We start from the raw sequence: 13443 nt of genomic DNA on the forward strand, positions 1-13443 counted from the left end.
GATAGTGATGATAGGGTACTCATCAGGAAACGATACCTTTCCCTCACCGCTTATCTCCCCCCACCTACTGAACTGAGCTTAGGGGATAGTGATGATAGGAAATCTTTTTTAATTGTAGCCTGTATTTGCACAAAAAGCCCTACCCGAACAAGTCGGATAGGGCTTTATCTTATGACCAATTAGATTTTCAAAATAGCGCCGGCGCTAGCGTTTGTTACCATTTTCGTATAACGAGCTAGGTAACCAGAAGTAATCTTCTGTTGGAATCCTGCCCATGACTCACGACGTTTAGCAAACTCTTCATCGCTGATTTGCAATTCGATTTTGCGTCCATCCATGTCTACGTCAATGATGTCACCATCATGTACGAAAGCAAGTGGTCCACCTTCCGCAGCTTCAGGGGACATGTGACCTAGTGAGATACCGCGGGAAGCTCCAGAGAAACGTCCATCCGTAATCAAGGCTACTTTCGCGCCTAGACCCATACCTACGATTTGGGATGTTGGTGCCAACATTTCTGGCATACCAGGTCCACCCTTCGGTCCTTCATAACGAATGACAACAACGTGTCCTTCTTTTACTTTACCGTTCGCGATACCGTATAGAGCTTCGTCTTGGGAGTCGAAACAGATCGCTGGGCCTACGTGACGTCCGCCAACGGACTTGTCAACAGCACCGACTTTTACGATACTGCCTTCTGGCGCCAAATTACCGAATAGAACAGCTAATCCGCCGCGCTCACTGTGAGGGTTCGTAAGTGGACGAATCACGTCAAAGTTCTGAATTTCACGACCAGCCACGTTCTCGCGAAGTGTTTGTGCTGTAACGGATAGACAGTCACCGTTGAAAGCACCTGGTTTTTTGAGCAACTCATTGATTACTGCACTCACACCACCAGCTAAATGCACATCTTCAATGTGGTAGTCGGAAGCTGGTGCGATTTTCGCAAGGTGAGGAACGCGCTCTGCTACTTCATTAATACGGGCAATCGGGTACTCGATACCTGCTTCTGCCGCGATAGCCAATGTGTGAAGAACCGTGTTCGTGGATCCACCCATCGCCATATCCAAAGCAAATGCGTTATCAATCGCATCAATCGTTACGATATCACGCGGCTTGATGTCTTTCTCGATCAGAACCATCAATTGCTTCGCGCAATCTTTAACGAATTGCTTGCGCTCTTCTGCAACAGCAAGAATGGTTCCGTTACCTGGCATAGCAAGTCCAAGACCTTCAGCTAAACAGTTCATGGAGTTCGCTGTGAACATACCAGAGCATGATCCACATGTAGGACAACCATATTGTTCAAGCTCTTCCAGACCCGCTTCATCCAATTTGCCCGCTTGGAAAGCTCCAACGCCTTCAAATACGGAAGAAAGGGAAATGGATTTACCATTTTTATCTTTACCAGCTTTCATCGGTCCACCACTTACTAACATCGTAGGGATGTTAACGCGGAGAGCACCCATGATCATACCCGGTGTAATTTTGTCACAGTTAGGAATACAAACCATGCCATCAAACCAGTGCGCGTTAACCACAGTTTCCAAGGAATCCGCAATAATCTCACGGCTTGGCAAGGAATAACGCATCCCGATATGACCCATGGCAATACCATCGTCAACCCCAATAGTGTTGAACTCAAAAGGAACACCGCCAGCTTCGCGGATCGCTTCTTTCACGAGCTTACCAAATTCTTGTAAATGGACATGTCCAGGAATAATGTCTATATAAGAGTTACAAACCGCAATAAACGGCTTGCCGAAATCTTCCTCTTTAACGCCGGCTGCACGTAGTAAGCTACGGTGTGGAGCGCGGTCGAAACCTTTTTTAATCATGTCACTGCGCTGTTTTGGATGTGCCATATTATATTCCTCCTAGAATTCATATCTGTTATGAAAAGAATGAAACTATCATACCACACTTCTCGCAATTTTTCTCCCTTTAGTGTGATAACGCATCAAAGTAAGTTCGGTATAGTTTTTACAATAATCAACTTGTCACATTCATCGACTTACTTCCTACCGAAGTCAGCCTTAATCTCGCCCCATTTTTTCGTGTCCCATTTGGCGATTTTATTCGTATACGAATTCGTATGCAGCCATTTCAAGGCGCGATCCACTAAAGTCCATATTTCCGCCGTAGACGCATCTCGCACTAAATTAGTAGATACTTCCTTCTTCCGAATCCAACTTAGTGCTGTAACCGAATCCGTATAAATCGTTTGTTTACTTCCTTTTTTCTGGAGGTAAGCTAGAGCATGTACGATGGCTAGGAACTCGCCAAGGTTATTCGTTCCCTTAGATATCGGTCCTTGGTAAAAAATGATTTCACCCGTCCGCGTATCAACGCCCTTGTACTCCACGATTCCTGGATTTCCCGAACAACCTACATCCACTGAAATACTGTCATAATCTACCTCAGGCGCCGACTCAGGCGTCGCTGATTTTTTAGCAGCACCTTGTGTTCCGCCGGTACCTTTTGCCGCAAAATTGAGTGACTTCTGCCACCCTTTCTCAAGTGCTTGACGAGCTTCCCCTTCGGATTCATAAGATTTGAACTTCGCTTGTGGATAGCCATTCGTTTGTGCTTGGCATTCTGCCCAGGAGCGGTACACACCTGGCTTGTGCCCAACCCAAACCACATAAAACTTCGATGCAGCCATATTATTCACTCCGTAATGTAAGTTGTAATTGCTTAACCAGCTCTTCGACGACTCTCACCGTATCCTGAAAATATGGACGGTAATCCAAATCTGCAACGAATCGCAAATAGGTTTCCCCAATGTCCACAAGTTGTTCGCGATAGACGCGAATCGGGATAACATGTGTCTCTAGTTCACGATACGAACCGTTTGTTCGTTCTTCTACAGAAGACAGCTCCAGCTGCTCCCCAGGCAAATGCCGAACAACGAAGGAGAAGCCTCTGCACTCTGGGTCACCGCATCCGCACACAAAGAAGGGCATCCGCTCCCATTGATCAGCAGGGGCAAACCGGTTTGGTGCTGTGTCATGCAGCGCACTGTGTAACAATGCAGGCAGACCAACATCAATGCATAAAGGTTCTTCAATAATCAGACTATCTTCCACAGACATATGAACATCCGCTTGAATGATTTGCAAATCTTTATCTAGGGACCAACCCTTAATTGCTAGTTCAAACATGCCCTCTCCCCGCTTTCCTGACGTCCATTTCTCCATTATAACAAAGTCGTATCAATCCTGCTTTTACCCTTTTAACAAAAGGATTAAATTTCCATAAAAAAGCATGAGTAATATTTACAAAACTGTTCATACTACCTATTACTGGAGGTGATATCAGATGGCTACAGGACAATCTCGCAGCAGTAACTCCTTAGTAGTTCCTCAAGCTTCATCAGCCCTAGACCAATTGAAGTATGAAGTTGCTCAAGAATTGGGCATCCAAATTCCTCAAGATGGCTACTACGGTTATATGACGTCTTATGACACAGGTTCTATCGGAGGCAGCATTACGCGTCGTCTCGTTCAAATTGCTGAGCAACAACTTGCTGGTTCAAGCAATAAATTCAGCAGATAATTTCGCTCCAAAATACTTAAGCAACAAAAGGGCCTTCATCCGGATAATACTCGGAGAAAGCCCTTTTTTTCAATCTATTTGATGTCGTAGATTTTGTACAAATCATCCAACATGATGTTGGCTGATCGAACGCCACCGCCTGTATTCCAAGTAGCGTCATTCACTTTAACTAATTTATTTTCTTTCACGACTTTTAAATTTTTCCAAAGCGGATCATTCATCCACTCTTGCTCTTGTTTATTTCCTTTGCCATCACCGGTTTCATACGTAAAATAGAACACACGGTCTGCGGCATCCAGCTCAGTTAAACGTTCTTTCGTAATGTCTTCGAATGATTTCTCGTTACTTTTGGCATCCGAGCGAGCGAAGCCTAGCTGTTTGAAGACAACACCTGAGAACATATCATCATAATAAAATCTCGTTTTACCACCCATAAACCGGATGACTGCTATTTTTTCTTTCAGCTTATCGCCTGCTTTGGCTTTGAAATCATTGATTCGTTTATCGAAATCAGCGATGACTTTATCGCCTTCTGCCTTCTTATTTACCGCGTCTGCATACAGACTGAAGTTGTTTTTCCATTCACCACGCAGCGTTTCGGAGAAAACGGTTGGCGCAATGGCTTTCAATTGCTCATACACTTTCTCTTGGCGGAGCTTATTACCAATAATTAAATCGGGTTTCAACGATGCAATAACTTCCAAGTTCGGCTGACCTTCAACACCAAGGGTAGTCACACCTTGCATGTCCGCTTTAAAATGATCATACCAAGGATTACCATAAAAGGATTCAACAGCGCCAACCGGCTTAATTCCTAGAGCAAGCAAAGCTTCTGTTCCTTCATTTGTTAAAATAACAACACGTTTAGGATTAGCAGGTACTGCTGTTTCTCCCATAGCGTGCTTAATTGTACGAGGTGCATCCGATTTCGCTGTTTCTTGTGGTGCTGCGGATCCAGTCGTAGTTGATTCTGATTTCGCTCCACAAGCTGTTACAACCATGCTCAATACGAATAAACATGCAATAAGAGCCCATGTTCTTCCTAATGTGCGACGTTTTTTACTTACCATTCTGTACGTGTTCCCCCTTAGTTGACTATGAACATGATAACGATTCTCACTACCTTGCACATAATACTAGATTATTAGTAGATTTGTCAATGTTTTTGATAATGATTCTCATAATCGTTGACTTCAACTTCGGTAAACTTTAAAATAAACGGAGCGAGAAAGCAGGAAGGAAGCAGACAACCATCATGCGTACATCAACAACAGAACGACTCTCTCATTTTTACAAAAGTATCGGATTACTAGCGGCCGTTTGTGTACTCATCGCATTAATTCTCAGCAGTGTCCGGTTCGGCCTCAAAACGTACTCTTGGGATCAAATAACCACCTCCTTTGATCCTTCTGATAAACCCACAAATGAATCCATTATCATTCAAACTGTGCGAATACCTAGAGCCTTGATTGCCGCTCTTGTTGGCGGAAGCTTAGCCGTCGCAGGTGCCCTGATGCAAGCCATGACTCGAAATCCACTCGCTTCACCCAGTATTTTTGGAATTAATTCTGGTGCAGCATTTGCTATTGTTATAGCTGTTAGCTTTTTCAATGTATCCAGCCTCACGCAATTCACTTGGATTGCTTTTCTAGGGGCTGCCGTGAGCGCTACCTTGGTCTATGGGCTTGGATCGCTAGGACGCGACGGTTTAACACCGATGAAAATCACACTCGCAGGTGCTGCGATGACAGCTTTTTTCGCTTCACTCACACAGGGAATATTGCTAGGTAATGGCAAAGCCTTCGAACAAGTACTCTACTGGCTTGTAGGCTCTGTCGAAGGGCGGACAATGGCTATGCTGCAATCTGTGTATCCCTATATGCTGCTTGCTTGGATCGGTGCGCTCCTGCTATCCCCCCACATCAATGTCTTATCCATGGGAGATGATATTGCCAAAGGATTAGGACAACAGACCGTGTACATCAAACTAATCACAGCACTTATCATTATTATTCTTGCTGGCGGCTCTGTAGCTGTTGCAGGCCCAATTGTGTTCGTCGGCCTTATGATCCCGCATATAGTTCGCTTTCTTGTCGGGATTGACTACCGATGGGTAATTCCATATTGTGCTGTGCTAGGTGGCATACTGCTAGTTAGCGCTGACATTGGCGCTCGCTTCATTATAATGCCGAAGGAAGTTCATGTCGGTGTCATGACCGCAATCCTAGGTGTTCCTTTCTTTATCTACATAGCACGTAAAGGAGGACTCCTAAAATGAGTACTTCTAAGCGAGATATTATGATTCGAAGTAAACGTTACTCTTTTTTAATTAGCAAAAAAGCCATTATCATTACACTATCTCTATTGCTTGCCCTCATCCTCATGATGATTATTAGCACAGGTGTTGGTAGCATTACGATCAAACCTTTGAATGTCATAAAGGCTGTATTCGGCTATGGCACAGATTCAAGTACGATGATCGTTCGTACATTGCGTTTGCCTCGTGTTATCGTAGCTGTGCTAATCGGCGCATCTTTGGGCGTAGCTGGCGCTATTCTACAAGGGATTGTGCGAAACCCGCTCACATCACCAGACACGATTGGAACAACAGGCGGTGCAACGCTTGGCGCTGTATCTTTCTTCTTTTTTTTCTCAGATAAACTCAGTATTCATTGGCTGCCAGTCGCAGCTATTCTAGGGGCATTCCTTGCAACCCTGCTGGTGTACCTCTTCTCGTGGAAAAATGGCATTACGCCACTGCGACTTGTCCTCATTGGGACGGGACTTACTGCTGCAATGAGTGCAGTATCTTATCTCATGATGCTTACTGGTCCAATTGTACTAGCTCAGCAATCTCTAACATTCATGACTGGCAGTATCTATGGCGTATCTTGGGCCAAAGCGGTTTATCCCTTGCTCCCTTGGGTTGCAGTACTAATTCCTGTTATCTTCTTTTATGCGCGGCACATCACTATCCAATCACTTGGTGAGGATATTGCACAAAGTGTAGGCAGCCAAGTACAGCGCCAACGGTTTCTATTAATCATGCTTAGTGTTGCATTAGCCGGGGCTGCTGTCGCCTTTGGCGGTGCTATTAGTTTCATTGGGCTTATGGCTCCACATATATCACGTAAACTTGTCGGTCCTAGCTTCGGCTCCTTAATTCCTGTATCTGCACTCACCGGCTCTCTGCTGTTGCTGGTCGCGGACTTATGTGGTCGTTCCCTATTCAAACCACACGATATCCCAGCAGGCGTTTTCACAGCAGCCATTGGCGCACCTATTTTCATCTACGTCCTATACCGCAGTAGAAATCGCGGATAATTAGCATTTGCACGAAAAAGGAGAACGAGCTAATGACAACCTCAGATCAAGCACTCGAAGCCCAGTTGCTTCAATTGACATATGGCGATGCAACCATTTTCCAAAGTTTAAATCTGACCATCCCTAAAGGTAAAATAACAGTATTTATCGGCAGTAATGGCTGTGGCAAATCTACGCTGCTGCGCTCACTTGCTCGGCTCATGAAGCCTACTTCAGGGAATATTTTATTGAACGGCCATGAGATCGCTAAGCTCTCTACCAAAGAAGTTGCAAGACGAATGGCGATCTTGCCTCAAGGGCCAACAGCCCCAGAAGGTCTCACCGTCAGACAACTTGTCAAACAAGGACGCTACCCTTACCAAAGCTGGTTGCAGCAATGGTCTGAGGAAGATGAGCGCAAAGTGTTAAAGGCACTCGAGCTTACCGATATGAAGGAATTTGCTGATCGCACTGTGGACTCACTTTCTGGCGGGCAACGTCAGCGCGCTTGGATTGCCATGACCCTAGCGCAAGATACGCCTACTCTTCTGCTCGATGAACCGACCACCTATCTCGATCTTACACATCAAATTGAGGTATTGGACTTATTATTTGAACTGAACGAGAGAGAACAGCGCACCATTGTCATGGTTCTGCATGACATTAATCTAGCTTGTCGCTATGCGCACCATATTGTTAGTATTCAAAAAGGCACCATTTATGCCGAAGGCAAGCCAGAGGATATCGTCAATGCATCTTTGTTACGTGACGTGTTTGCTATGGATTGCCAAGTTACAACCGACCCTATCTTTGGCACACCGATGTGCATCCCCTACGGCAAAGGTCGTAAATTGTTAAGAAAAGAACCCCAGTCACAATTGTGATCGGGGTTCTTCTTCCACGAAATATGAAGGGTATAAGTGCTAAATCGTTCTTGCGAATGTAGCCATATTGTAATTGCTTTCGAACATGATGCTAATGGAAATAACATTCTTCCTTACCGCGAAGTCGAACATGATTTCCCCATGCGTCCAGCTCTTCTTGCGCTTCAGTGACTCGATTGCCATCTGACGAAAAGTTTGAAATTGTAGTTCAGTCAACCCCGCGTTAGTAACTGCTGGCAATACACCATCTGAGCTTTCAAAAGGCAAATGTTTAATGCCAAATTTGCCAATGTCATTGTTGCGAATATGAACAAAAACTGTACCTGAGTTCACATGGGAAAGCTCATCTTTAATCTTACGAAATACCACATCAATTTGTCTCGCGAGTGTCAACTGTTCCAATTTTGTATTACTCCTCCTTAAATTACGCTTATTTACTAATTATGTTAATTTTTGTGACTGTAGACCTATTATACCTAGTCATTTTACATAATTCAACAGTTTATTTCCAATATTTTAACAATTCTCCATATTCTTTATATTCACTTAATATAATTTCCAATTTTCTTGTAAATACCGAACGATTGTTGTCGAAAAACTGTAGAATGTTTCCATGTTCGGTGATATAATTTTCAAATACACCTATTATTTTTCTCCATAAGTAAACAAATTTTGCAGAGGAGTCGGTCGGATTGGAACAAATCTCATCCTTATCGTTCAGAAAGAAACTACAACTTGGTTGTTTTGCACTAATTGGTTTAAACTCGCTTTTCATGTTAATTGTAACTTTCGCCTCAGACTGGAACCGCTTACTTGGCATAATTTTCCTGGTTATCATTCTAGCTGGAAGCTTTCCCTTCATCCGTTGGTTTGAAGGTCAACTTACAGAACCCATCGATGGTATTTCCCGGATTGCCCTTAACATCTCCAAAGGCGACTTCTCTCAAAAGGTAGAAATCACATCTGACGATTCACTCGGTCAACTGGGCCAATCCTTCAATAAGATGATTGACAAGCTCCGCGATATTTTACGTGATACAGGATCGATATCCAAACAAGTTTTCCAAACAAGCCGTGATATCTATGTGAAGAATGAAAACTTTCGCAATGTTCTTGAGCAGGTGAGTATTTCGGCCCATGAGCTTGCTGCTGGTGCGGGACAAATCTCCGAGGAGATTTCCGGTGTATCCATCACTTCCAAGGATATTGAAGTGAAAATCGTCAATTACGCTGGATCAGCTAAAGAAATGAAAAACCGTTCCGATCTAATGATGACACTTGTTGAAAAAGGCCGCACTTCGGTGGAGAGCCAAGGCGTCGGTATGAAGCGAAATGTAGAAGTAACGAAACAAGTATCTGATACCATCGACATGCTAGCTCGCCAAGCTGCTGGGATTACGAGCGTTACGCGCTCCATTTCCGAAATTGCTGAGCAAACTAACTTGTTGTCGCTTAACGCTTCCATCGAGGCTGCTAGGGCTGGTGAACATGGCCGCGGTTTCGCTGTCGTAGCACAAGAAGTTCGTAAGCTTGCCGAAGAATCCACTTCCCTCACACGCGAAGTTTTCGGATTCGTTAAGAGCATTGAACAAGGCATTCAAGATGCAATTCGCAGCATTGGCGTCAATGAAGATGTCGTTAAGAAACAAACGGTCCTCATCGATCAAACTGAAATTGTATTCGCTGAGATTGTTGGCAGCGTTGGCTTCATTTCAGAGGAAATTACTCGATTCGCAGAAGAAAGTGAAAGCATGCTTCAAAGTTCTGGGCAAATCTCTGCTGCGATGGAAAATATTTCAGCGATTACAGAAGAGTCCGCGGCTGGTACGCAAGAGGTATCCGCATCGATGAATGAGCAAATTTCAACCGTTCAGGGCATCGTCTCACAAGCGGAAGAAATGACGCGGGTCGTGACCCAGTTGCAACAAACCATTCAAATCTTTAAGCTTTAAGTTTTGATGTGGAATTGAAAAAGGACCGTCAGATGTGACGGTCCTTTTTCGTTTACGTGAAAATTGAATTACTTATATTCAATCGGGATGTCTTTGTAGGCGCCGTTCTACAGTGAGATAGTCGAATTTTTCGACTATCTCACCCTCGCTGGCGCCAACTTACGACTCATTCAATCCCTTATTTTACACACGTACCTTCGATTCAGTTAATTCCATGAATTGCTTCACATCTTGCGCGGCCATGTCGACAGCGCTTTGCCAGAAATCCGGCTGCGTGAGATCCACGCCTAGATGCTTCTGAGCGAGCTCCTCTACGTTCATGCTTCCTGTATCTCGAAGCAATGAGATGTACTTGTCTTCGAAGGATGCACCTTCCTGCACAGCTCTTGCATAGATGCCAGCACTGAACATGTACCCGAACGTATAAGGGAAATTGTAGAATGGCACATCTGTCGCATAGAAATGCAGCTTAGCCGCCCAGAAATGCGGATGATAGCTGCTCAAGGCATCCTTGTATGCGAGCTTCTGAGCATCGACCATGAGCTCATTCAAGCGCTCCACACTAACTAAGCCTTGACTGCGTTCCGCGTAGAAGTTCGTCTCAAAAATAAACCGCGCATGAATGTTCATGAAGAACGCGATCGCTCTTTGGATTTTATCCTCGAGCAACACTATGCGCTCATCATCCGTCGAAGCACTTTTCACAACTGCATCGGCAACGATCATCTCCGCAAACGTAGACGCCGTTTCTGCCACGTTCATGGCATACTCCTGCGCAAGCGCTGGCATATCCGTCATCACATGCTGATGATAACCATGTCCTAGCTCATGAGCAAGCGTAGAGACGTTATTCAGCGTCCCGCCATACGTCATGAATATACGTGTCTCACCCGCTAGCGGGAATGAGGTACAGAAGCCGCCAGGGCGCTTGCCAGGGCGATCCTCCGCTTCAATCCAGCGCTTCTCGAAAGCTTCCTCAGAGAAGGCAGCAAGCTTCGGACTAAACTGCTTGAATTGCTCTATGATTAGACTTGCACCATCGTCATAGGAGATCTTCTTAGAGGAATCCCCAAGCGGTGCGTCCACATCTACCCAAGCCAGCTTATCGACGCCAAGCAGCTTCGCTTTTCGATTTAGATACTCCACGAATAGTCCCTTATTGCGGTCAATAACGTCCCACATCACGTTCAAAGTCTTTTCTTCCATGCGGTTGATGGCTAGTGGTTCTTTATGTATGCTTTTCCAGCCTCTTGCCTTATAAACCTGAAGACGGAAGCCAGCTAGATGATTTAATGCTTCTGCACAGTATTCTTCTTTATCCGTCCATGCCTGTTCCCATTTATCAAATAGGTCTAAACGTTCTTCACGATTCTCCGTATGCAGCTTATTGAAAGCTTGACCTGCGGATAATTCTACCTGCTTACCGTCAACTTCAACAGCCATACTGAATTGACCTACGGTCGAATTATACAAATCGCTCCACCCATGATAACCGTCAACGGCCAAATCATTAATCAAAGCTTCTTGCTCTGGCGGAAGTTTCTCCTTCGCCAGTGCGCGACGTTCATCGAGTGAGAAAGCGATAGCTTGAAGCGGCTCTTGTTGTAACAAGGCTGCCCAAACCTGATCGGGAACCCCCGTCAGAATTTGATCAAAGTGAGTAAGGGAAGATAAATGCTCCGCATACAGGCTTTTGACTTGTCCGCTTAACACAGGTGCCTTCTTATCCTTCTGGTTGTCCGCTTGCAAACACCCCACGAATGAATCCGCCTCGTGAATGTGCATCACATTATGCTGAAGCAATTCAATCAATTGTGCCAGCGCCGAGGTATCCTCAACACTTTGCGGAGAAGCTGTACGACGTACTTGCTCTTGAAAAGCGGCAATCGACTCCTGAAGTTCCTTCAAGTGTGTAGCGAATGCAGGAGAATCACTTCCTCCAGGGAAAAATGTTTCAAGATTCCATGTTTGATTGAGAGGTAATGTTAACAATGTGATCACCTTTCCTTTCCACTTTTAATTAAATCATATCCCACTGCTTTCGCCAACTATCCGCATCTTCCTCATTGCTTCTCTTCACAAAGTATGATTCAATTATGTATAGTTCCTTCGGACTAAATCGGAACAGGATGGGTGATTTCTCAAATGAAACCGTTACAAATTTCTCCTGAAACAGCTGTTAAGTTAGCGGAGCAGCTTAAAGTACCATTAGAACATCTCATGCATATGCCACAACATATTCTTCTACAGAAATTAGCAGAGCTCGCGAAAAGCACATCGTCAGACACGAGCGAATCGGAATCGAAGTAACTCTTGATCCCTTTTGCCAACACTTGGCCTTACGACATTATCATGAAGGACATTTACGTGGCCCAATGTCCATTCTGTCTAAGTTCCAATGTCTTGCTGCCGCTCAGAATTCATGAGCTTGAGTCCATACACGAGGGTAAGAAGAAACTGCTTGTCTTCCCTTGTTGTCATAACAAGTTGACGCTCGTGGATACAGATCGAGATTATTTACTAGCGGACACGGCGGTACGAAATAAACATAATTCATAGTTCATTGCAAGGAGCAAACGAACCTTTATGAATGAGTACCTCATTCCTTTGACAAGCGCATGTACCTTAGTGACTTTAAATTATTTGGCCTTGAAAGTTCATAGCAAGATGTTAATTGATTCGCACGAACACTTATTCGCCTCGTTGCTTACGGGATTAGCCAGCATCACCATGATGCTGGTTCCACTCCCAGAAACATTCGGCCTGATTGATCTGCGCTCGTTACCCATCTTCATGGCTGGGTTGCGATATGGACTGCCTGTAGCCCTCTTCTCAACGCTATTGCCTGCTGGTTCTAGTCTAATCTCTCAAGAAAGCCAAGCCTGGTTCATCATCGCACAAGACCTCATTGCCCCAGCCTTCATTAGCTCCTTTTTCCATAACAAAGAATATCGAAATGGCTTCATGGACATCCCTATTCGCATTGCGCTTCAAATATGTGGATTCGTTTTCATTATGCGTATACTTACCCACAGTTTTCTCGAACGCAGTTTATCTTGGTCTTATACCCTTGATCAATTGTTCATGTTTATGATTACATCCGCCACCCTCTTCATGATTATTATTATGGTGAATGACGAGAACAATAATTGGCGACTGCAGCGCAAGCTCGAAATGCAAGCGAATCAAGATGGGTTAACGAAGCTGCCCAACTTAAGAAGCTTTATGCCCATCGCTCAGAGTACCCTACATAAGCGTAAAATATCTATCATGATGATTGATCTCGATAACTTCAAACTATATAACGATCGATTCGGACATTTAGAAGGCGATCAGTTGCTTCAAGAAATTAGCTCTGTACTACGTCAATTAATTCATGAGCAAGATTATCTAGCTAGGTATGGGGGGGAAGAATTCATCCTGCTTTGTACCGAAACAGATCCTGCTCGCGTCCTTAGCTACGGCCAAACATTATGTGCCTCCATTGCAGAATTATTTCTCTACAAAAAAAATGGCTTGGAAGCCGCTCCCATCTCCATATCTATCGGGATCTCAACTGCTGACTCTCCACGCATGGATCTTAAAACACTCATTTCGGAAGCTGATCACGCCCTATATCAATCCAAGCATACTGGCAAAAACCGTCCCACATTGTTCAAGCATCCACAGGGAATTGCACAAAAAATGAACGCTTAACCATCCCGGTCAAAAACCGTTTTATGGCTAAGCGTTCATTGGGGTGTAGT

At 44.6% G+C, this 13443-nt stretch carries 14 protein-coding genes; 8 read left to right on the forward strand and 6 right to left on the reverse strand.

The features are described 5' to 3' along the window. Nucleotides 1–179: 179 nt before the first annotated feature. The 3 genes from ilvD to A8708_RS25280 all read right to left on the reverse strand — a co-directional run bounded on the left by ilvD (nucleotide 180) and on the right by A8708_RS25280 (nucleotide 3164). On the reverse strand, nucleotides 180–1865 hold the full coding sequence (ilvD, locus tag A8708_RS25270) for a dihydroxy-acid dehydratase (RefSeq protein WP_068668162.1): 1686 nt from the start codon (nucleotides 1863–1865) through the stop codon (nucleotides 180–182). Between the two features lie 149 nt (nucleotides 1866–2014). Continuing rightward, on the reverse strand, nucleotides 2015–2665 hold the full coding sequence (rnhA, locus tag A8708_RS25275) for a ribonuclease H (protein WP_068668164.1): 651 nt from the start codon (nucleotides 2663–2665) through the stop codon (nucleotides 2015–2017). Nucleotide 2666: 1 nt separating this feature from the next. Continuing rightward, nucleotides 2667–3164: a hypothetical protein gene (locus A8708_RS25280; protein WP_068668166.1), complete on the reverse strand. Its 498-nt coding sequence runs from the start codon at nucleotides 3162–3164 to the stop codon at nucleotides 2667–2669. 157 nt (nucleotides 3165–3321) lie between these two features. On the opposite strand from A8708_RS25280, the gene A8708_RS25285 reads away from it, so the two are divergent. After that, nucleotides 3322–3558: an alpha/beta-type small acid-soluble spore protein gene (locus tag A8708_RS25285; protein ID WP_068668168.1), complete on the forward strand. Its 237-nt coding sequence runs from the start codon at nucleotides 3322–3324 to the stop codon at nucleotides 3556–3558. Between the two features lie 74 nt (nucleotides 3559–3632). Here the strand turns inward: A8708_RS25285 and A8708_RS25290 are convergent, their stop codons facing one another. Continuing rightward, a complete protein-coding gene (locus tag A8708_RS25290; protein ID WP_068668170.1) occupies nucleotides 3633–4628 on the reverse strand; it encodes an ABC transporter substrate-binding protein in 996 nt (331 codons plus the stop codon). Nucleotides 4629–4813: 185 nt separating this feature from the next. Here A8708_RS25290 and A8708_RS25295 point away from each other — a divergent pair, with 185 nt between their 5' ends. Genes A8708_RS25295 through A8708_RS25305 form a run of 3 tightly spaced genes read left to right on the forward strand, consistent with a single transcriptional unit; the run spans nucleotide 4814 to nucleotide 7745 of the window. Then, a complete protein-coding gene (locus A8708_RS25295; protein WP_068668172.1) occupies nucleotides 4814–5836 on the forward strand; it encodes a FecCD family ABC transporter permease in 1023 nt (340 codons plus the stop codon). Further along, nucleotides 5833–6882 carry a FecCD family ABC transporter permease gene (locus tag A8708_RS25300; RefSeq protein WP_068668174.1) on the forward strand — a complete coding sequence of 350 codons (1050 nt, stop codon included), beginning with the start codon at nucleotides 5833–5835 and terminating at the stop codon, nucleotides 6880–6882. The genes A8708_RS25295 and A8708_RS25300 overlap by 4 nt, the downstream gene beginning before the upstream one ends. Nucleotides 6883–6914: 32 nt before the next feature. Continuing rightward, nucleotides 6915–7745 carry an ABC transporter ATP-binding protein gene (locus A8708_RS25305; protein WP_068668176.1) on the forward strand — a complete coding sequence of 277 codons (831 nt, stop codon included), beginning with the start codon at nucleotides 6915–6917 and terminating at the stop codon, nucleotides 7743–7745. 39 nt (nucleotides 7746–7784) lie between these two features. Here the strand turns inward: A8708_RS25305 and A8708_RS25310 are convergent, their stop codons facing one another. After that, on the reverse strand, nucleotides 7785–8147 hold the full coding sequence (locus A8708_RS25310) for an O-methyltransferase (protein WP_068668178.1): 363 nt from the start codon (nucleotides 8145–8147) through the stop codon (nucleotides 7785–7787). A 371-nt stretch (nucleotides 8148–8518) separates the two neighbouring features. Between A8708_RS25310 and A8708_RS25315 the strand changes: the two genes are divergently transcribed. Continuing rightward, a complete protein-coding gene (locus tag A8708_RS25315; protein WP_338044235.1) occupies nucleotides 8519–9697 on the forward strand; it encodes a methyl-accepting chemotaxis protein in 1179 nt (392 codons plus the stop codon). Nucleotides 9698–9880: 183 nt separating this feature from the next. Here A8708_RS25315 and A8708_RS25320 read toward each other — a convergent pair whose 3' ends face one another. Beyond that, nucleotides 9881–11698 carry a M3 family oligoendopeptidase gene (locus A8708_RS25320; RefSeq protein ID WP_239696840.1) on the reverse strand — a complete coding sequence of 606 codons (1818 nt, stop codon included), beginning with the start codon at nucleotides 11696–11698 and terminating at the stop codon, nucleotides 9881–9883. A gap of 144 nt (nucleotides 11699–11842) precedes the next feature. On the opposite strand from A8708_RS25320, the gene A8708_RS25325 reads away from it, so the two are divergent. The 3 genes from A8708_RS25325 to A8708_RS25330 are packed head-to-tail and all read left to right on the forward strand — an operon-like array spanning nucleotide 11843 to nucleotide 13393. Next, complete coding sequence (locus A8708_RS25325; RefSeq protein ID WP_068668182.1) at nucleotides 11843–12007, forward strand: YycC family protein; 165 nt, start codon at nucleotides 11843–11845, stop codon at nucleotides 12005–12007. 3 nt (nucleotides 12008–12010) lie between these two features. Beyond that, nucleotides 12011–12256, forward strand: coding sequence for a hypothetical protein (locus A8708_RS35015; protein WP_082927790.1), 246 nt, complete (start codon nucleotides 12011–12013; stop codon nucleotides 12254–12256). Between the two features lie 27 nt (nucleotides 12257–12283). Continuing rightward, nucleotides 12284–13393, forward strand: coding sequence for a GGDEF domain-containing protein (locus tag A8708_RS25330; protein ID WP_068668184.1), 1110 nt, complete (start codon nucleotides 12284–12286; stop codon nucleotides 13391–13393). Nucleotides 13394–13443 lie beyond the last annotated feature (50 nt).

The organism is Paenibacillus oryzisoli (genome assembly GCF_001653565.1).
Lineage (GTDB): Bacteria > Bacillota > Bacilli > Paenibacillales > NBRC-103111 > Paenibacillus_E > Paenibacillus_E oryzisoli.